The sequence below is a fragment of the Zoogloea sp. genome (assembly GCF_041911615.1).
In the GTDB taxonomy this organism is placed as follows: Bacteria; Pseudomonadota; Gammaproteobacteria; order Burkholderiales; family Rhodocyclaceae; genus Zoogloea.
This window is the reverse complement of sequence record NZ_JAYROR010000102.1, coordinates 1-18,564: the sequence shown is the minus strand read 5'-3', so window position 1 is coordinate 18,564 and position 18,564 is coordinate 1. Positions and strand designations below refer to the sequence as shown.

The 18,564-nt window shown below is 68.2% G+C and carries 18 protein-coding genes; 4 read left to right on the top strand and 14 right to left on the bottom strand.

What is annotated here, in order from left to right; genetic code table 11:
- From dnaK to ACE3P2_RS13140, 3 genes are all read left to right on the top strand, one after another.
- A partial coding sequence (gene dnaK / locus ACE3P2_RS13150; RefSeq protein WP_374265152.1) for a molecular chaperone DnaK occupies positions 1-1,407 on the top strand: 1,407 nt, incomplete at its 5' end.
- A 104-nt stretch (positions 1,408-1,511) separates the two neighbouring features.
- Positions 1,512-2,636, top strand: coding sequence for a molecular chaperone DnaJ (dnaJ, locus tag ACE3P2_RS13145; RefSeq protein WP_374265150.1), 1,125 nt, complete (start codon positions 1,512-1,514; stop codon positions 2,634-2,636).
- A 142-nt stretch (positions 2,637-2,778) separates the two neighbouring features.
- On the top strand, positions 2,779-3,933 hold the full coding sequence (locus tag ACE3P2_RS13140) for an ABC transporter substrate-binding protein (protein WP_374265148.1): 1,155 nt from the start codon (positions 2,779-2,781) through the stop codon (positions 3,931-3,933).
- A gap of 96 nt (positions 3,934-4,029) precedes the next feature.
- On the opposite strand, the gene ACE3P2_RS13135 is transcribed toward ACE3P2_RS13140, so the two are convergent.
- The 14 genes from ACE3P2_RS13135 to urtA all read right to left on the bottom strand — a co-directional run bounded on the left by ACE3P2_RS13135 (position 4,030) and on the right by urtA (position 17,413).
- Positions 4,030-4,476 (bottom strand): MaoC family dehydratase, encoded by a 447-nt coding sequence (locus ACE3P2_RS13135; protein WP_374265146.1) that lies wholly within the window; start codon positions 4,474-4,476, stop codon positions 4,030-4,032.
- 125 nt (positions 4,477-4,601) lie between these two features.
- Positions 4,602-5,216 carry an urease accessory protein UreG gene (gene ureG, locus ACE3P2_RS13130; RefSeq protein WP_374265144.1) on the bottom strand — a complete coding sequence of 205 codons (615 nt, stop codon included), beginning with the start codon at positions 5,214-5,216 and terminating at the stop codon, positions 4,602-4,604.
- 28 nt (positions 5,217-5,244) lie between these two features.
- A complete protein-coding gene (locus tag ACE3P2_RS13125; RefSeq protein ID WP_374265142.1) occupies positions 5,245-6,549 on the bottom strand; it encodes a patatin-like phospholipase family protein in 1,305 nt (434 codons plus the stop codon).
- A gap of 1 nt (position 6,550) precedes the next feature.
- Positions 6,551-7,234 carry an urease accessory protein UreF gene (locus ACE3P2_RS13120; protein ID WP_374265140.1) on the bottom strand — a complete coding sequence of 228 codons (684 nt, stop codon included), beginning with the start codon at positions 7,232-7,234 and terminating at the stop codon, positions 6,551-6,553.
- 64 nt (positions 7,235-7,298) lie between these two features.
- Positions 7,299-7,775: an urease accessory protein UreE gene (ureE, locus tag ACE3P2_RS13115; protein WP_374265138.1), complete on the bottom strand. Its 477-nt coding sequence runs from the start codon at positions 7,773-7,775 to the stop codon at positions 7,299-7,301.
- A 2-nt stretch (positions 7,776-7,777) separates the two neighbouring features.
- Complete coding sequence (gene ureC / locus ACE3P2_RS13110; RefSeq protein ID WP_374265136.1) at positions 7,778-9,490, bottom strand: urease subunit alpha; 1,713 nt, start codon at positions 9,488-9,490, stop codon at positions 7,778-7,780.
- On the bottom strand, positions 9,491-9,796 hold the full coding sequence (locus ACE3P2_RS13105; protein WP_374265134.1) for an urease subunit beta: 306 nt from the start codon (positions 9,794-9,796) through the stop codon (positions 9,491-9,493).
- Between the two features lie 9 nt (positions 9,797-9,805).
- Positions 9,806-10,108 (bottom strand): urease subunit gamma, encoded by a 303-nt coding sequence (gene ureA / locus ACE3P2_RS13100; RefSeq protein ID WP_374265132.1) that lies wholly within the window; start codon positions 10,106-10,108, stop codon positions 9,806-9,808.
- Between the two features lie 36 nt (positions 10,109-10,144).
- Positions 10,145-11,095, bottom strand: a complete 951-nt coding sequence (locus ACE3P2_RS13095; protein WP_374265130.1) for an urease accessory protein UreD — start codon at positions 11,093-11,095, stop codon at positions 10,145-10,147.
- Positions 11,096-11,506: 411 nt separating this feature from the next.
- The gene (urtE, locus tag ACE3P2_RS13090; RefSeq protein ID WP_374265128.1) at positions 11,507-12,199 is read right to left on the bottom strand and encodes an urea ABC transporter ATP-binding subunit UrtE; all 693 of its coding nucleotides are present in this window, start codon (positions 12,197-12,199) and stop codon (positions 11,507-11,509) included.
- 158 nt (positions 12,200-12,357) lie between these two features.
- Positions 12,358-13,209, bottom strand: coding sequence for an urea ABC transporter ATP-binding protein UrtD (gene urtD / locus ACE3P2_RS13085; RefSeq protein ID WP_374265126.1), 852 nt, complete (start codon positions 13,207-13,209; stop codon positions 12,358-12,360).
- Positions 13,206-14,417 (bottom strand): urea ABC transporter permease subunit UrtC, encoded by a 1,212-nt coding sequence (gene urtC / locus ACE3P2_RS13080; RefSeq protein WP_374265124.1) that lies wholly within the window; start codon positions 14,415-14,417, stop codon positions 13,206-13,208. The genes urtD and urtC overlap by 4 nt, the downstream gene beginning before the upstream one ends.
- Positions 14,418-14,427: 10 nt before the next feature.
- The gene (gene urtB, locus ACE3P2_RS13075; protein ID WP_374265122.1) at positions 14,428-16,035 is read right to left on the bottom strand and encodes an urea ABC transporter permease subunit UrtB; all 1,608 of its coding nucleotides are present in this window, start codon (positions 16,033-16,035) and stop codon (positions 14,428-14,430) included.
- Positions 16,036-16,153: 118 nt separating this feature from the next.
- The gene (gene urtA / locus ACE3P2_RS13070; RefSeq protein WP_374265154.1) at positions 16,154-17,413 is read right to left on the bottom strand and encodes an urea ABC transporter substrate-binding protein; all 1,260 of its coding nucleotides are present in this window, start codon (positions 17,411-17,413) and stop codon (positions 16,154-16,156) included.
- 146 nt (positions 17,414-17,559) lie between these two features.
- Between urtA and ACE3P2_RS13065 the strand changes: the two genes are divergently transcribed.
- A partial coding sequence (locus ACE3P2_RS13065; RefSeq protein ID WP_374265120.1) for an NAD(P)H-hydrate epimerase occupies positions 17,560-18,564 on the top strand: 1,005 nt, incomplete at its 3' end.

The following is an 18,564-nucleotide window of genomic DNA, read 5'->3' as shown; positions in this document are numbered from 1 at the left end:
CTCGCCTTCGGCATGGACAAGAAGCCGGGCGACTCCAAGATCGCCGTGTTCGACCTCGGCGGCGGCACCTTCGACATCTCCGTGATCGAAATCGCCGACATCGACGGCGAGCACCAGTTTGAAGTGCTGGCCACCAACGGCGACACCTTCCTGGGCGGCGAAGACTTCGACCAGCGCATCATCGACTACATCGTCACCGAGTTCAAAAAGGAACAAGGCGTCGATCTCAAGAACGACGTGCTGGCCCTGCAGCGCCTCAAGGAAGCCGCCGAAAAGGCCAAGATCGAGCTGTCCTCCGGCCAGCAGACCGAAATCAACCTGCCCTACATCACCGCCGACGCCACCGGTCCGAAGCACCTGGCGCTCAAGATCACCCGCGCCAAGTTCGAGTCGCTGGTCGAAGACCTGGTCGAGCGCACCATCGAGCCCTGCCGCGTGGCCCTGAAGGACGCCGGCGTGAAGGTTTCCGACATCGACGACGTGATCCTCGTCGGCGGCCAGACCCGCATGCCGAAGGTCATCGAGAAGGTGAAGGAATTCTTCGGCAAGGACCCGCGCCGTGACGTGAACCCGGACGAAGCCGTTGCCGTCGGCGCCTCCATCCAGGGCGGCGTGCTGCAGGGCGAAGTCAAGGACGTGCTGCTCCTCGACGTGTCCCCGCTGTCGCTGGGCATCGAAACCCTGGGCGGCGTGATGACCAAGCTCATCCAGAAGAACACCACGATCCCGACCAAGGCCTCGCAAGTGTTCTCCACCGCCGACGACAACCAGTCCGCCGTGACCATCCACGTGCTGCAGGGCGAGCGCGAGATGGCCTCCGGCAACAAGAGCCTCGGCCAGTTCAACCTGTCCGACATTCCGCCGGCCCCGCGCGGCATGCCGCAGATCGAGGTCACCTTCGACATCGACGCCAACGGCATCCTGCACGTGTCCGCCAAGGACAAGGCCACCGGCAAGGAAAACAAGATCACCATCAAGGCCAACTCCGGTCTGTCCGATGACGAGATCCAGCGCATGGTGCGCGACGCCGAGGCCCACGCCGAGGAAGACAAGAAGGCTCACGAACTGGTCGATGCCCGCAACCAGCTCGACACCCTGGTCCACTCGGTCAAGAAGGCGCTGGCCGAACACGGCGACAAGATCGGCGACGACAAGGCCAAGATCGAGGCCGCCATCGCCGAAGCCGAGGAAGCCATCAAGTCTGGCGACAAGGCCGCCATCGATGCCAAGAGCGAAGCGCTCGGCCAGGCCAGCCAGAAGCTCGGCGAGCACATCTACGCCCAGGCCCAGGCCGAAGCGGGTGCTGCCGGCGCGGCGGGCGGCGCTGGTGCCTCCGCCGGTGGCGCCAAGTCCAACGACCCCGACGTGGTGGACGCCGAGTTCACCGAAGTGAAGGACAAGAAGTAAGCCCTACGGCTGAAAAGCTGACCTGACCGACCCGGCCGAGCCATGCCGGTGCCCCGCGCACCGCTCGGCTCGGCCTTTCCACAAGATAGCCAGAGCACCCAAACATGGCGAAACGGGATTTATACGAAGTCCTCGGCGTCAATCGCGACGCCTCCGAGGACGAGCTGAAAAAGGCCTACCGCAAGCTGGCCATGAAGTACCACCCGGACCGTAACCCGGACAACAAGGACGCCGAGGAGAAGTTCAAGGAGGCCAAGGAGGCCTACGAGATCCTCACCGACGCGAACAAGCGCGCCGCCTACGACCGCTACGGCCACGACGGCGTCAACCCGCAGATGGGCGGCGGCGGTGGCGGCCAGGGTTTCGAAGGCTTTGCCGACGCCTTCGGCGACATCTTCGGCGACATCTTCGGTGGCGGTGGCGGACGCGGGCGTTCCAACGTCTATCGCGGCGCCGATCTGCGCTACAACCTCGAGATCACGCTGGAAGAAGCCGCCCGCGGCGCCGAGAAGACGATCCGCATTCCGGCCCAGGAAGAATGCGACACCTGCCACGGCAGCGGCGCCAAGCCCGGCACCCAGCCCAAGACCTGCCCCACCTGCGGCGGCGCGGGCCAGGTGCGCATCCAGCAAGGCTTCTTCTCGATCCAGCAGACCTGCCCGAAGTGCCACGGCAGCGGTCGCATCATCCCCGACCCGTGCACCGCCTGCGGCGGCGCCGGCCGGGTCAAGCGCCAGAAGACGCTCGAGGTGAAGATTCCCGCCGGGATCGACGACGGAATGCGGCTGCGTCACGGCGGGCATGGCGAACCGGGCGTGAATGGCGGTCCGGCGGGCGACCTGTACGTGGAAATCCACATCAAGCAGCACCCGGTCTTCCAGCGCGACGGCGACGATCTGCACTGCGAGATGCCGATCAGCTTCACCACCGCGGCCCTTGGTGGCGAGATCGAGATTCCGACCCTCGACGGCGCGGCCAACATCCGCATTCCGCCGGAAACCCAGAGCGCCAAGGTGTTCCGCCTGCGCGGCAAGGGTATCCGCAACGTGCGCAGTCACGCTCCGGGCGATCTGATGGTGCACGTCATCGTCGAGACGCCGGTCAAGCTCACCGAGCGGCAGAAGGAATTGCTGCGCGAGTTCGGCGACATCGCGGCCAGCAACGCCGAGCGACACAACCCCAAAGCCAAGTCCTGGATGGACAAGGTGAAGGACTTCTTCAGCAGCTGAAATGCCCTGAAGATACTGCGGCGCAGCATTCCAAATGACTGGCCGGCGTTCCTCGAACGCCGGCCAGTGTCTTTTACGCGACCGATTTCTTTGTCCTATACTGGCCGGCGCATCGTCTCCTTAACAAAAAATAACGACAACCATGCTCATCCACTTCATCAAGTCCCGCCTCGCCGCCCTCGGCGCGGGATTGGCGCTGGCCGCGTCGGGCCTCGCGCTGGCCGCCGATCCCGGCATCAGCGACACCACCATCACCCTCGGCATGTCTGCCCCCTTCAGCGGCCCCAACGAGGCCTATGGAAAGGAAATGAAGGAAGGCGCCCTCGCCTACTTCGCCCAGCTCAATGCCGCCGGTGGCATCAACGGCCGCAAGGTCGAGCTGATCGCCATCGACGACGGCTACGAAACCGAGCGCACCGTGGCCAATACCCGCAAGCTCATCAACGAGCACAAGGTGTTCGCGCTGATGGCCTTCTACGGCTCGTCGCCCACCACCGAGGCGATGAAGGTCTTCGCCGAGGCCAAGGTCCCGTTGATCGGCACCATCAGCGGCGCCGACAGCCTGCGTTCGCCGGTCAATCGCTACATGTTCCACCTGCGCGCCAGCTACGCCGACGAGACCGAGGCGATCGTCAATCACATGGTCGGCATCGGCATCACCAACATTGCGGTGTTCTACCAGAACGACGGCTTCGGCAAGTCGGGCAAGGATGGCGTCACCGCCGCCCTGGCCCGCCACAAACTCAAACCCGTGGCCGAGGCCTCGGTCGAACGCAACTCGCTGAAGGTAGAGCCCGCCGTCGCCCAGATCGCCAAGGCCAACCCCCAGGCGGTGATCATGGTGACCCTGTACAAGCCCACCGCGGCCTTCGTGCGCCAGATGCGTGCCGCCGGTCAGGTGCCGCAATTCACGACCCTCTCGCCGATCGGCGCCGATCTGCTGGTGGGCGAGATGGGGGCGCGGGAGGCGCACGGTATCGGCATCTCCCAGGTCATGCCCTACCCCTGGAACGACACCCAGCCGGTCACCAAGGATTACCACAAGGCCCTGCAGGCCTTCGCCAAACACACCAACTACAGCTACTACGGCATCGAGGGCTTCATCAACGCCAAGCTGATGGCCGAGGCGATCCGCAAGACCGGCAAGGATCTGACCCGCGAGAAACTGGTGAATACCCTGGAGAGCAACAGTTTCGATCTGGGCGGCTACAAGATCGGCTATTCGGGCGCCAGCCACAACGGCTCGCGCCTCGTCGACCTGACCATGCTCGGCCGCGACGGACGCGTGCTGCGCTGACCCACCCGACGCTCGCCCCAAACGACAACGCCCCGCTTTCGCGGGGCGTTTGCCTTGCTCACGCCGCCCAGCCGGGCCGGGCGCGATCACCCGGACTTAGCGGGCCGGCACCATGATGTCGGCTTCGCCTTCGACCACGGTCTTGCCGCGGACGGTGCAGATGGTGTCGAACTTGACCTTGCGCTTCTCGGGCACGAGCTCCTTGATGGTGCAGCGGGTCACGACGGTGTCGCCGATCTTCACCGGGGCCTTGAACTTGAGGGTCTGGGCCAGGTAGATGGCGCCGGGACCGGGCAGCTTGGTGCCGAGAACGGTGGAGATGAAGCCGGCCGACAGCATGCCGTGGGCGATGCGGCCACCGAACATGGTCGAAGCGGCCAGTTCTTCGTTGATGTGCACCGGGTTGTAGTCGCCCGAGACGCCGGCGAACATCAGGATGTCGGCTTCGGTGACGGTGCGGGCGTACGCGGCGCTCTGGCCGACCGACAGTTCCTCGAACTTGTAACCGTAGAACTCTTCGAAATTGTTGTTCTGCTCGCTCATTGCTGTTCCCTTTTGCATTGTTGGTGGTCAGAGACTCATGGCGCTACCCGGGCCGGAACGCTGCCGGCATCAAGCGCCCCGGCAGCATACCGCAAAAAGCGTGACGTTTTTGGCAAGCCGCGCACTCATCCCGCCGCCAGCAAGCCCTGCCGCTCGATGAAGGCGATGATCTCGTCGAGGCCCTGGCCGGTCTTGAGGTTGCTGAAGATGAACGGCCGCTCGCCGCGCATCTTCTTCGCGTCCCGGTCCATCACCTCCAGGGACGCACCCACCATCGGCGCGAGGTCGATCTTGTTGATGACCAGCAGGTCGCTCTTGGTGATGCCCGGCCCGCCCTTGCGGGGGATCTTGTCACCGGCCGACACGTCGATCACGTAGAGCGTCAGGTCGGACAGTTCCGGCGAGAAGGTGGCGGCCAGGTTGTCGCCGCCGGATTCGACGAAGATCAGCTCGACCTCGGGAAACAGGCGGATCAGGCGATCCACGGCCTCCAGGTTGATCGACGCATCCTCGCGGATCGCGGTGTGCGGGCAGCCGCCGGTTTCGACGCCGATGATGCGCTCGGGCGCCAGCGCCTCGTTGCGCACCAGAAACTGGGCGTCCTCGGCGGTGTAGATGTCGTTGGTGACCACCGCGAGATCGTATTTCTCGCGCAGGGCACGGCACAGGGCGAGGGTCAGCGCGGTCTTGCCGGAGCCGACGGGGCCGCCGATGCCGACGCGCAGGGGTTGGCCTTTCATGGGTTTCCTTGGTTCGTTCGTCTGGGGGTCAGGATTCGATGAGCCCGCGCCACTGAGCGGCCAGCGTGGCATCGTCGAGCAGTTCGACAAGCTCCGCCGGCGTGGGCCAGGCGGGGTTGCGGTAGGCGAAGGCGCACACCTCGGTCATGCACGCGTGGGGCCGCACCAGCTCGCCGCGGATCGCGGCGCGGTGGGCCGCGCGGACGCCTTCGCCGATCAGCGCGTCGATGAAGGCCGGGTCCCGATCGAGCTTGGAGGCGTAATCGAGCCGGAAGCGGGACAGCGGCCCCGTCTCGGGCTGAGCGAGGCGGATGAAGCACACCGTCACCGGCTTGTATTCGGCCAGCGGGCCTTCGAGCCGGGGCAGCTCCGCCAGCTCGAAGGCGATCCGATTCACCGTGTCGATGGCCCGCAGCTCCTGGCCCAGCGACAGGTTGCCGGCCAGTTCGTTGCGGCGGTCGGCCTGCTCGTCGGGTGTCAGCGGGCCGCCGTCGCCGCCTTCGTAGCGGTTGGGGTTGATCTGCACGATCCACAGCAGGTCGGGCTTGCGCATCCGCGGCCGTCCGCTGAAGAAGTCGTCGATGGGTGGATTCTGGGAGTACAGGCCATCCCAGAACAGACGGGTCTCGCGGCCGCCACTGCCGTCGTCCTTGCGCACCGACAGCGGGGTGGCGATGAACAGCTCGGGAATGCACGCGCTGGCGAGCAGTTCGTCCAGGCGCAATCCTTCGCCAGGCCGCTCGGGAAAGGTTCGGAAGGCACTCTGCGGCTCGTCGCCGGGATTGACCACATCCACCGCCCCGACGAACAGGTCGAGCCCCGGGCGGCCGTGAAAGCGGTCGGCACCGTCGGGCAGCTTCACCACGGCGCGCATGTCGTCCTTCATGCGCGCCTGCACCAGGGACGACAGGAAGGGCGACGGCGGCGTGCTCACCGAGGGCAGCCAGTCTTGCAGGCTCATCGCCCACTGGGAAGCGGCGTTGGAAAAGAACTCGCCCCACCAGATGGGCAGCTTGCCGCGCCCGTCGAGGCTGGCCTTGTTGCGGTTCCAGTAGCGCAGCACGCGGCGGGCGCCCTCGGCCCAGCTGCCATCGGGCGCCTCGCTCCAGGCCATGGCGGCGGTGATCGCGCCGCCGGAGGTGCCGGAGAGGCCGAGCAGTTCGAACCACTGTCCGTCTTCGCCGCGACGCCGAAAGTGCTCGAAGGACAGGAAAAGGTAGGCCAGCACGCCGGCCGTGAAGGCGGTGTGGGCACCGCCGCCCTGGCAGGCGATGGCGAGGCCGGGCACGCGGCCCGGGGCTTTGGGCGATGGGGAAGAGGCTGTGGCAGTCATGTCAGGAGCGGAAGAGTCGCGAATACTGGGTTTCGTGGCGGCTGCTGGCGATCGCCAGGCCGGGCTGGAAATTGGACCAGACATCGCGTGGCGCCGCCAGCGCCGCGACCACCTGGGCCGGCACCCGCTCGGCCAGTCCGGCGAGCAGGCGCTGGCCGGCGGCCTGACCGAGGGGCACCGCCTTCACCGCCGCCATCACCGCGTTCTCGAGCCACGCCCAGGCGTAGCCGGCAAGCGCCGCGTCGGTGTCGATCCGCCACGCTGCCGCGGCCGCCGCCCAGGCTACCGGAAACGCCGGTTCGGCCACCCCGAGCAGGCGCGGCGCCCAGCCCGGCAGGGTCGCGAAGGCCGGCAGCGCCACCAGCAGGCGAACCAGCGAGTAGCCCATCTGCGCGGTCTCGGCGCGCAATTCGGCGGTCTCGCGGCTGGCGAGGCAGAGGGCGTTGAGCTCGGCCAGCACCGCGTCGTCGCCGGCCTGCCAGGCTTCGAGGAGGCGGGCCAGCAGCGGCAGCTCGAAACCGCCAAAAGCACCGGTGAGCGCGTCGCCGATCCATTCGCCCACTTGCGCCTCGGTCTTGACGAGGCCCGAATCGATGGCGAACTCCAAGCCCTGCGAATACGTGTAGGCGCCCACCGGCAGCGTCGGGCTGGTGAGCTGCAGCAGGCGGACGAGGGCGAGGCTCACGCAGGCGCCCCCCGGCAGGTGCGGCTGCCGCACGGGGAGCGGTCGCGCGTCGCGCGGGTGACGGTCATTTGTACTGGTGGATTCGGGCTTCGGTCGCCCCGCGCTCGGCGTGGTGATGACCGTGGGCGTAGGCACCGGCTTCGGGCTCGAAGGGCGCGGTAAGGCTGACGACATCGGCGCCGAGGCCGGTGAGCATGGTTTCGAGCACGTGGTCGGCCTGGATGCGCAGCCAACCGGCGCCCACCTGCACCGCCACGTGGCGGTTGCCCAGGTGGTAGGCGGCCCGGGCCAGCGCGAAGGCGTCGGCGCAGCGGGCCTCGATCAGGTCTTCGGGCGCGGCGACCACCTCGACGATGCGCCCGTCGGCGGCCTGGAGGCGGTCGCCACCGCGCAGGATGGTGCCGCGGGGCAGGAACAGGCCGACCGCCTCACCATCCGCGAGCTGGGTGCGCAGGCGGCTCTTGGTGCGGGCGTCGAAGTCGAGGGTCAGGCGCGCGGTCGGGGCGGCGTCGCCGGTGTAGCGGGTTTCGATCAGCAGCATGGTCAGAACAGGAAGTAACGTTGGGCCATCGGCAGCACGCTGGCCGGTTCGCAGGTGAGGCGCTGGCCGTCGGCGCGCACCTCGTAGGTTTCGGGGTCGACGCTGATCTCGCCCTGCCAGTCGTTGTGGATCATCGAGGACTTGGTGACGCTGCGGATGCCGCGCACGGCCTCGAGTGGCTTGACGAGGCCGAGGCCGTCCAGCGCGCCACTGGCCAGCGACGCCTGGGACACGAAGGTGAGCGAGGTCTTCAGCCCGCCAGCGAAGGCACCGAACATCGGCTTGTAATGCACCGGCTGGGGCGTGGGAATCGACGCGTTGGCGTCGCCCATCGCGGCCGCGGCGATCATCCCGCCCTTCAGGATCAGGCTCGGCTTGACGCCGAAGAAGGCCGGCTTCCAGATCACCAGATCGGCCAGCTTGCCCACCTCGACCGAGCCGACCACATGGCTGATGCCGTGGGCGATGGCCGGGTTGATGGTGTATTTGGCGATGTAGCGTTTGGCGCGGAAGTTGTCGCTGCGGGCGCTGTCGCTGCCCAGCGCGCCGCGCTGCACCTTCATCTTGTGGGCCGTCTGCCAGGTGCGGATGACCACCTCGCCGACCCGGCCCATGGCCTGGGAATCGGACGAGAACATGGACAGCGCGCCGATGTCGTGGAGGATGTCCTCGGCGGCGATGGTCTCGCGGCGGATGCGGGATTCGGCGAAGGCCACGTCCTCGGCGATGGCCGGGTCGAGGTGGTGGCACACCATCAGCATGTCCAGGTGCTCGTCGATGGTGTTGATGGTGTAGGGCCGGGTCGGGTTGGTGGAGCTGGGCAGCACGTTGGGCAGGCCGGCCAGCTTGACGATGTCCGGCGCGTGGCCGCCGCCCGCGCCTTCGGTGTGGAAGGTGTGGATGGTGCGGCCCTTGAAGGCGGCGGCGGTGGTCTCCACAAAACCGGATTCGTTGAGGGTGTCGGAGTGGATCGCCACCTGCACGTCCATCTCCTCGGCGACGGAGAGGCAGGTGTCGATGGCGGCGGGCGTCGTGCCCCAGTCCTCGTGCAGCTTGAGGCCGATCACCCCGGCCTCGACCTGCTCGCGAAGCGGCCCCGGCTGGCTGGCGTTGCCCTTGCCCAGAAAGCCCAGGTTCATCGGGAAGGCGTCGGCCGCCTGCAGCATCCGCGCGATGTGCCACGGCCCCGGCGTGCAAGTGGTGGCGTAGGTGCCCGTGGCCGGGCCGGTGCCGCCGCCGATCATGGTGGTGACGCCGCTCATCAGCGCCTCTTCGATCTGCTGCGGGCAGATGAAGTGGATATGGGTGTCGATGCCGCCGGCGGTGACGATCATCCCCTCGCCGGCGATCACCTCGGTGGCGGCGCCGATGGCGATGCTGTTCTTGCCATCCAGGCCGGGCTGGATGTCCGGGTTGCCGGCCTTGCCGATGGCGGCGATGCGCCCGTGCTTGATGCCGATGTCGGCCTTGACGATGCCCCAGTGGTCGAGGATCAAGGCGTTGGTGATGACGGTATCCGCCACCTCGGCGGCGAGGCGCTGGCCCTGGCCCATGCCGTCGCGGATCACCTTGCCGCCGCCAAACTTCACCTCCTCGCCGTAGATCGTGAAGTCCTTCTCCACCTCGATCCACAGCTCGGTGTCGGCGAGGCGCACCCGGTCGCCCACGGTGGGGCCGAACATTTCCGCGTAGGCGCGGCGCGAAATCTTGGCCATTTACAGGGCTCCCATCACTTGGGCGTTGAAGCCGAACACCTTGCGGTCGCCGGCGAGGGCGACCAGCTCGACGGTGCGGGTCTGGCCGGGCTCGAAGCGCACGGCGGTGCCGGCGGCGATGTTGAGGCGATGGCCCCGGGCCGCGGCGCGGTCGAAGGACAGCGCGGCGTTGGTCTCGGCAAAGTGGTAGTGGGAGCCCACCTGGATCGGGCGGTCGCCGGTGTTGGCGACGACGAGGCTCAGGGTGGCGCGGCCGACGTTGAGTTCCAGCTCGCCGTCGAGGGTGTCGATTTCTCCGGGGATCATGGCGTGGCCTCAGACGATGGGTTGATGGACGGTGACGAGCTTGGTGCCGTCGGGAAAGGTGGCCTCGACCTGGATCTCGGGGATCATCTCGGGCACGCCGTCCATCACGTCGGCGCGGGTGAGGAGCGTGGTGCCGTAGTGCATCAGCTCGGCCACGGTGCGGCCGTCGCGGGCGCCCTCGAGGATCGCGGCGGACAGGTAGGCCACCGCCTCCGGGTAATTGAGCCTGAGGCCGCGGGCCTTGCGCCGCTCGGCCAGCAGGCCGGCGGTGAAGATCAGCAGCTTGTCCTTTTCGCGGGGGGTCAGTTCCATGGAATGCCTCGTGTTGTCGGTGCGACTTCGATTGAATCAGGTGTGCCAGATGCGCGGCACGGCGGCCGCGCGGCCCGCCAGCGCGGGGCGCAGCACGGACCACAGGGCGACGAACCAGGCCCGCGCCGGCTCGGCCGCGGGGCCCAGGTAGCGGGCCACCAGCAGGCCCGGCAGACGCGTCACGCCGCCCTCGCCCACCAACGGCTGCACGGCGCGGCAGGCTTCGAGGAGCGCGGTGTCGATGCCCTCCGCCGCCACCAGCAGGGTGCCGGTGACGGGCTGACCACGCAGCCCGACCGGCGAATCCAGGAGTCGCGCGCCGCCCTCGATGCAGCCTTGCTCGTGCCACAACAGGCGACCGTCGCGGGTGATCGTCGAGGCGATGGCGAGGCTGCCGGCGGTGAAGCGTTCGCCCGAGGCGGTGCGCCCCAGGCACAGGAGATCCAGCCCCATGAAGACCGCGTCGCCGGCGAGCCGCACCTGGCTGTGGGCGCGGCCGCGCACGCGGTCGAAGACGATGGCCTCCTGGGGCAGCCATTCGAGGATGCCGCCCGGCGCGATGTCGAAATCAAGGGTCTGGCGGGCGAGTTGTGCGTCGTCGGGCTGGCGGCTGCGATACCACTTGCCCGCGCCGGGGGTGGTGACGAGGGCGTGCGCCCCCTCGCCCACCCGGACCTGCAGACGCAGGGCGTCGCCCCCCGCGATACCGGCGGGCGGATGCAGCACCAGGGCGTGACACACCGCGGGGCCTTCCGGGTAGAGCGCCTTCTGCACCCGCAGCGGGCCTTCGTGGCGACGATGGATCAGTGCCGTGCGGGCGCCGTCGGCGGCGAAACCGAGTTCGAGGCGGGCATCCCAGGTGGCGGATGGCGCGTGCGGACGGCGCGCCGCGGCGATCTCGGCCGGTCCGGCCGGCCGCGCGCCCCCGCCACCCAGAGCGGGCTGCGGACGAATCGGAGTGACAGGGTCGCGGCAGGTTTCGGACATGACGGCAGTTTCAGATACGCGGACGCCCCGCCGAGGCGGAGCACTGCACCAGCAAGGGGCACCCATGAGGCCGGGAACCGCGACGACGGACTTCAGGGCCGCGACACGGCACGCCCAAGCTTCAACAATGCACCCAAAACGGGCAATCGCACAGTTCGAGACCCGGGACATGCAGCCGTGAGCTGCGCGGTCGAAGCGCCGAGCTGCGCATTTGCACCAAAAAAGTGCGCAAGCGCCCCATTCAGGTGCAGCAACGGGCATCCGCACTGCATTTGCGAGCGGACGACGGATGCCCCCACCAAGACGAGCTGAAACGTGCGGAGCCGCGCCAGCACTGGCTGCCGGTGCCAGCCCCCAGTCTTTCACCCCGTGATGGCCGACCGCCGACAACCCCTGCATGGCGGGCTCCGCCTAGACCGATAGCAATTCCCGGACCCGGTTCGCCTCCATCTCGTCGCCCCGGCCCCGGCTGATGATCTCGCCGCGCTCCATCAGCAGGTAGTGGTCGGCCAGCGAGCGGGCGAAGTCGTAGTACTGCTCCACCAGCAGGATCGCCATCTCGCCGGTTTCGGCGAGGGCGCGGATGGCGCGCTCGATGTCCTTGATGATCGACGGCTGGATGCCTTCGGTGGGCTCGTCGAGGATCAGCAGCGTGGGCCCCGGGGCCAGCGCGCGGCCGATGGCGAGCTGTTGCTGCTGGCCGCCCGAAAGATCGCCGCCGCGGCGCTTCATCATCTGCTTGAGCACCGGGAACATCTCGAAGATGCGCGTGGGCACCTGGCTGCTGGCCGGGCGGGTGGCGAGGCCCATCTGGAGGTTCTCCTCCACCGTGAGGCGCGGGAAGATCTCGCGGCCCTGGGGCACGTAGCCGATGCCGGCGCGCACGCGGTTGTAGCTGGCGGCCCGGGTGATGTCCTGGCCGCCGAGCTGGATGCTGCCGGTGGCGGCGGGCACCAGGCCCATCAGCGTCTTGAGCAGGGTCGTCTTGCCGACGCCGTTGCGGCCAAGCAGCGTGGTCACCTTGCCCATCGGCACCTCGAAGCTGAGGTCGCGCAGGATGTGGGAGCCGCCGTAGTACTGGTTGAGGTGGGTGACGGTGAGCATGGGGGTCTCCAGAGGCAGTGAGGAGTGAGGAGTCAGGAGTAAGGAGCGGTGAGGAGTCCGGGGGTCAGGAGTGAGGGGCCGGCGGCGCTGAACCCTTGCAGCGCAAATCGCCAGCGCACAAGGCGCGATCAGGCCTCCTCACGCCTCACTCATCCCTCCTATCTGCCGAGATACACGTCGATCACCCGCGGGTCGGCCTGCACGGTGGCGAGGTCGCCTTCGGCGAGCACCGAGCCCTCGCACAGCACCGTGACCTTGCCGCCCAGGGCCTCGACGAAGGCCATGTCGTGCTCGACGACCATCAGCGAGTGCTTGCCCTTGAGGCTGACGAACAGCTCGGCGGTGCGCTCGGTCTCGTCGTCGGTCATGCCGGCCACGGGTTCGTCGAGGAGCAGCAGCTTCGGGTCCTGCACCAGCAACATGCCGATCTCCAGCCATTGCTTCTGGCCGTGGGAGAGCAGCCCGGCGGGCCGGTCGGCCTGATCCGCGAGGCGGATCTGCCGGAGGGTGTCGGCGATCTTGTCCAGGTCGTCGCCAAACAGCCGGGCGAAGAGGCTCTTCTTGACGCGCTTGTCGGTCTTGAGGGCCAGCTCCAGGTTCTCGAACACCGTGTGGCGCTCGAAGATCGTGGGCTTCTGGAACTTGCGGCCGATGCCGGCGTGGGCGATCTGCGGCTCGGTCATCCGGGTCAGGTCGATCGTCTGGCCGAAGAAGGCCTTGCCGCTGTCGGGCCGGGTCTTGCCGGTGATGACGTCCATCATCGTCGTCTTGCCGGCGCCGTTGGGGCCGATGATGCAGCGCAGCTCGCCGGCGTCGATCTGCAGCGACAGCGCGTTGAGGGCGCGGAAGCCGTCGAAGCTCACGGTGATGTCGTCCAGATACAGGATGACGTTGTGCGACAGGTCCAGCTCGCCGGGCTTGAGCACGTGGCCGGTGCTGGCCTCGCCGTCCCAGTGCTCGGTCTGGCCGTCGGCGGGGGCGTTGCGGGAGATTGACGATTCGACTCTCATGCGGAAGCTCCTTTGGCGGCACCGGCGGGCAGGCTGGCGGCGGTGGATTCGCTGCTGCGGGCAGCCGGCGCGACGGGGGTTTCGGGCTTGGCCGGGGCGGCGGTACGGGCCTCGCGGCGGGTCAGCTTCGCCCACAGGCCCACCACGCCCTGGGGCAGGTAGAGGGTGACGAGGATGAACAGCAGGCCCAGGAAGAACAGCCAGTATTCCGGGAAGCTGGTGGTGAACCAGCTCTTCGACAGATTGACGATGGCCGCGCCGAACACCGGCCCGATCAGCGTGCCGCGCCCGCCCACCGCCGCCCAGATGGCGATCTCGATGGAGTTGGCGACGGACATCTCCGACGGGTTGATGATGCCCACTTGCGGCACGTAGAGCGCACCGGCCAGGCCGCACAGCATGGCCGACAGCGTCCAGATGAACAGCTTGTAGTGCAGCGGGTTGTAGCCGATGAACATCACCCGGCTCTCGGCGTCGCGGATGGCGGTGAGCACCTTGCCGAACTTCGAGGCGATGAGCACTCGGCCGAGGATCAGCGTGCCCAGCAAGAGCGCCACCGACAGGCCGAACAGCACCAGCCGCGTCTCGGGGGCGGTGATCGAGTAGCCCAGGATGCGCTTGAAGTCGGTGAAGCCGTTGTTGCCGCCAAAGCCGGTCTCGTTGCGGAAGAAGAACAGCATCGCCGCGTAGGTGAGCGCCTGGGTGATGATCGAGAAATACACGCCCTTGATCCGCGAGCGGAAGGCGAAGTAGCCGAAGATCCAGGCGATCACGCCGGGCACCGCCACCGCCAGGAACAGCGCCCACAGGAAGTGGTCCGAGCCCGTCCAGTACCAGGGCAGCTCCTTCCAGTCGAGGAACACCATGAAGTCCGGCAGGTCGCTCTGGTAGCTGCCCTCGCGGCCGATCTGGCGCATCAGGTACATGCCGAAGCTGTAGCCGCCCAGCGCGAAGAACAGCCCGTGGCCGAGACTCAGGATGCCGCCGTAGCCCCAGATCAGGTCCATCGCCACCGCCACCACGGCGTAGCACAGGATCTTGCCGATCAGGGTGATGGCGAAGGTGGAGACGTGCAGCGGATGGCTCTCGGGCAGCATCAGGTGGGCCATGGGCACCAGCACCCAGGCCACCAACGCGGTGATCGCCACCGCCAGCCAGCCCTTGGGGCCGAGTCCGGCGACGAGTTTGATGCTTGCAGGCGTGCGCATGTCGCCCTCCTCAGTTTTCTACGAAACGACCCTTGAGGGCAAACAAGCCCTGCGGACGCTTCTGGATGAAGATGATGATGAAGACCAGCACCAGGATCTTGGCGATCACCGCGCCGGCCCAGCCTTCGAGGAACTTGCTGACCACGCCGAGCCCCAGCGCCGCCCACACCGCGCCGGCCAGCTGGCCCACGCCGCCGAGCACGACGACCATGAAGGAATCGACGATGTAGCCGGTGCCCATGTCCGGGCCCACGTTGGCGATCTGCGACAGGGCCACACCGCCCAGCCCGGCGATGCCCGAGCCGATGCCGAAGGCCAGGGTGTCGATGCGCGCGGTGGGCACGCCCACGCAGCCGGCCATCGGACGGTTCTGGGTCACGGCGCGGACGAACATCCCCAGGCGGGTCTTGTTCATCATCAGCCACACCAAGAGCAGCACAAAACCCGAGAACGCCACGATCACCAGCCGGTTCCAGGGCAGCGCAAGGTTCTCGGCGATCTGCACGCCGCCGGACATCCACACCGGGTTGGCGACTTCCACGTTCTGGGCGCCGAACAGCAGCCGCGCGGCCTGGATCAGCACCAGCGACAGGCCCCAGGTGGCGAGCAGGGTTTCCAGCGGACGACCGTAGAGGTGACGAATCACCGTGCGCTCCATCGCCATGCCCACCAGCGCCGCGACGAAGAAGGCCACCGGCACCGCGGCCACCAGGTAGTAATCGACGAAATCCGGAAACTGCGCGCGGAACAGGGTCTGCATGGCGTAGGCCGAGTAGGCGCCGATCATCAGCAGCTCGCCGTGGGCCATGTTGATGACGCCCATCACGCCGTAGGTGATCGCCAGGCCTAGGGCCGCCAGCAGCAGGATCGAGCCCAGCGACACGCCGGTGAAGATCTGGCCGGCGGTCTCGCTCCAGGCGAGGCGGCCTTCGATGGCCTTGATCGCGGTCTGGGCGGCGTAGCGCACCTTGTCGTCCGGCTCGGCGTAGGCGTCGCCCTGCTTCTCGACGAGGGGCAGCAGCAGCGCCTTCACCGCCGGGCTGGCGGATTCACCCAGGGTCTGCACGGCGGCAAGGCGCACCGCAGCGTCGGGGCTGGTGAGGCGGGCCTGGGCGTGGAGCTGGGCGAGGATCGGCTTGATCTCGGCATCCGTCTCGGCCTTCACGGCCTTGTCGAGAAGCGGCAGCAGCGCCGCGCCGTCGCCCATGTCGGCGAGCAGCAGCTTCGCGGCGGCGAGGCGTTCGGTGCGATCGGCCGAGAACAAACGCAGCGCCGCGAGGGCGCCATCCACCTGCTGGCGCAGGGCGTTGTTGAGGCCGATGGATTCGGGGTTGGCCGGGGCCGGCTTGATCGCGGCACCGCTGGCGGCATCGAGCACCTGCCCGCCGGTCGTGATCACGACGCGACCGCCGGCCACGGCCAGCGCGTCGTCCGAGAGCGCCTTGAGCACCCGTTCGGCGTCCGCGTCGCCGGCGGCGGCGAGCTGGGTGATGGCGGCCTGCCTGGCGTCGAAGTCGTCGGCCGCCAGGCCCTTGAGGACGGCCGGGTCGAGCGCGGCCGCCGCGCTGCCGGCCCACAGGGCGCCAAGCAGGCTGATCGTCAGGAAAAGTCGTTTCATGGCATTCCCCCGGGGAGAGACGGATGTGCGGGAGGGGGCCGCGCCGCAGCGGCGCGATTCGCCCCACGGGCGGGCGGCGGGCCCGGAAGCCGCCGCCCGCCAGCCCACGGCTAGGCGCTCAGAGCTTCTGCTTGCCTTCGTTGCCGGGGATGTACGGGCTCCACGGCTGGGCGCGGATCGGGCCCTTGGTCTTCCAGACAGTGTTGAACTGGCCATCCGCCTTGATCTCGCCGATGAACACCGGCTTGTGCAGGTGGTGGTTGGTCTCGTCCATCTTGAGAGTGAAGCCGGACGGCGCGGCGAAGGTCTGGCCGGCCATCGCGGCGATCACCTTGTCGGTGTCGGTGCTCTTGGCCTTCTCGACCGCCTGCGCCCACATGTGGATGCCCACGTAGGTGGCCTCCATCGGGTCGTTGGTGACCACGGTGTCGGCCTTGGGCAGCTTGGCCTTCTTGGCCCAGTCGCGGTACATCTTGATGAACTTGTCGTTCTCGGGGTTCTTCACCGACATGAAGTAGTTCCACGCGGCCAGGTGGCCCACCAGCGGCTTGGCATCAACGCCACGCAGCTCCTCTTCACCCACCGAGAAGGCCACCACCGGCACGTCCTTGGCCTTCAGGCCGGCGTTGCCCAGTTCCTTGTAGAAAGGCACGTTGGAGTCGCCGTTGATCGTCGAGATCACCGCCGTCTTCTTGCCTTCGGCCGCGAACTTCTTGATCTTGGCGATGATGGTCTGGTAATCCGAATGGCCGAAGGGGGTGTACTCCTCCATGATGTCGGCCTCAGCCACGCCCTTGCTCTTCAGGAAGGCGCGCAGGATCTTGTTGGTGGTGCGCGGGTACACATAATCGGTGCCCAGCAGCACGAAGCGCTTGGCCGAGCCGCCTTCCTTGCTCATCAGGTATTCCACCGCCGGGATGGCCTGCTGGTTGGGCGCCGCGCCGGTGTAGAAGACGTTCTTCTCAAGCTCTTCACCCTCGTACTGCACCGGATAGAACAGCAGGCCGTTGAGCTCCTTGTACACCGGCAGCACCGACTTGCGGGACACCGAGGTCCAGCAGCCGAAGGTCACCGCCACCTTGTCCTGGGACAGCAGCTGGCGGGCCTTCTCGGCAAACTTCGGCCAGTCGGAGGCCGGGTCCACCACCACCGGCTCGAGCTTCTTGCCGAGCACGCCGCCCTTGGCGTTGATCTCCTCGATGGTCATCAGCGCGGTTTCCTTCAGCGCCGTCTCGGAGATCGCCATCGTGCCCGACAGCGAGTGCAGGATGCCGACCTTGATCGTGTCGGCGGCGTAGGCGGTGGACGCCAGCCCCCCCATCGCGGCGATGGAAGCGGACAGGACGGCGGCCTTCAGGAAAGTGCGGCGGGTTTGCATCATGGGCTCCTTGAGTGGGTTCGGATTCATGCGGTGCAGCAATGGCCCCAAGGTTACGGAGCCCACCGGCCGGCACAAATACGCAGGATTGCGTAGGTGTCCCGCTCGGCTAGAATCGCTTCACCGCTGCGCCCCGGAAACCGGCCATGTTCCCCACCGCCCGCCCCATCTACCCCGTCGCCGCGATCCGCGACGTCGAAGCCCTCGCCCTGCCCGGCGCCACGCCGCCGCTGATGGAACGCGCCGGCGCCGCCGCCGCGAGGCTTGCCCTGCGGCTCGCACCGGCACCGGCCCGCGCGTTGATCGCCTGCGGCCCGGGCAACAACGGCGGCGACGGCTTCGTGCTGGCCCGCCACCTGAAGGACGCCGGGCTCGACGTGCGGGTCGCCTTCGCCGGCGATCCGGCCCGCCTCCCCGCCGACGCCGCGGCAGCCCACGCCGCCTGGATCGCCGCCGGCGGCCGCACCGTTCCCGACCTGCCGCCCCCGCCCCCCGACGGCTGGACGCTGGTGGTCGACGCGCTGTTCGGCATCGGCCTGCAGCGCCCCCTCGAAGGCCGCTACGCCGACTGGATCGACCGCCTCAACGCCCATCCCGGCCCACGCCTTGCCATCGACATCCCCAGCGGGCTCGACGCCGACACCGGTCGCACCCTCGGCCCCTGCTTCGAGGCCAGCCACACGATCACCTTCATCGCCCTCAAGCCCGGCCTGCTCACCCTCGACGGCCCCGACCACTGCGGCGAACGCCATCTCGACCCCATCGACCTCGACCCCGAAGCCCTCGTCCCGGCTCCGGGGCGCGAGATCACCCCGGCGCTCTTCGCGACGCACCTGCGACCGCGCCGCAACAACAGCCACAAGGGCAGCTACGGCGACGCCGCGCTGATCGGCGGCGCCCCCGGCATGGTCGGCGCCGCGCTGCTGGCAGGCCGCGCGGCGGCCTACCTGGGCGCCGGACGGGTGCTCGTCGGCCTGCTCGACCCCGCCGCGCTGGCGGTGGACCTGCTGCGCCCCGAGCTGATGTTCCGCACCGCTGCCGATCTGCTCGCCGATCCGGCGATGGGCGCCATCGCGGTGGGGCCCGGCCTGGGCCAGTCGGACGCGGCCCGGGCCCTCGTCGCCACCGCCATCGCGACGCCACGCCCCCTG

Excerpts from the sequence above, each read along its gene's own strand:
- ureA (WP_374265132.1), bottom strand. The coding sequence starts at position 10,108 with ATGGAACTGACCCCCCGCGAAAAGGACAAGCTGCTGATCTTCACCGCC.
- ACE3P2_RS13105 (WP_374265134.1), bottom strand. The coding sequence starts at position 9,796 with ATGATCCCCGGAGAAATCGACACCCTCGACGGCGAGCTGGAACTCAAC.
- urtE (WP_374265128.1), bottom strand. The coding sequence starts at position 12,199 with ATGCTCACCGTCACCCACCTCAACCAGTACTACGGCGGCTCCCACATC.
- ACE3P2_RS13140 (WP_374265148.1), top strand. The coding sequence starts at position 2,779 with ATGCTCATCCACTTCATCAAGTCCCGCCTCGCCGCCCTCGGCGCGGGA.
- ACE3P2_RS13125 (WP_374265142.1), bottom strand. The coding sequence starts at position 6,549 with ATGACTGCCACAGCCTCTTCCCCATCGCCCAAAGCCCCGGGCCGCGTG.
- ACE3P2_RS13135 (WP_374265146.1), bottom strand. The coding sequence starts at position 4,476 with ATGAGCGAGCAGAACAACAATTTCGAAGAGTTCTACGGTTACAAGTTC.
- ACE3P2_RS13095 (WP_374265130.1), bottom strand. The coding sequence starts at position 11,095 with ATGTCCGAAACCTGCCGCGACCCTGTCACTCCGATTCGTCCGCAGCCC.
- urtC (WP_374265124.1), bottom strand. The coding sequence starts at position 14,417 with ATGCGCACGCCTGCAAGCATCAAACTCGTCGCCGGACTCGGCCCCAAG.
- dnaJ (WP_374265150.1), top strand. The coding sequence starts at position 1,512 with ATGGCGAAACGGGATTTATACGAAGTCCTCGGCGTCAATCGCGACGCC.
- ureC (WP_374265136.1), bottom strand. The coding sequence starts at position 9,490 with ATGGCCAAGATTTCGCGCCGCGCCTACGCGGAAATGTTCGGCCCCACC.
- ureG (WP_374265144.1), bottom strand. The coding sequence starts at position 5,216 with ATGAAAGGCCAACCCCTGCGCGTCGGCATCGGCGGCCCCGTCGGCTCC.
- ureE (WP_374265138.1), bottom strand. The coding sequence starts at position 7,775 with ATGCTGCTGATCGAAACCCGCTACACCGGCGACGCCGCCCCGACCGCG.
- urtB (WP_374265122.1), bottom strand. The coding sequence starts at position 16,035 with ATGAAACGACTTTTCCTGACGATCAGCCTGCTTGGCGCCCTGTGGGCC.
- urtD (WP_374265126.1), bottom strand. The coding sequence starts at position 13,209 with ATGAGAGTCGAATCGTCAATCTCCCGCAACGCCCCCGCCGACGGCCAG.
- urtA (WP_374265154.1), bottom strand. The coding sequence starts at position 17,413 with ATGCAAACCCGCCGCACTTTCCTGAAGGCCGCCGTCCTGTCCGCTTCC.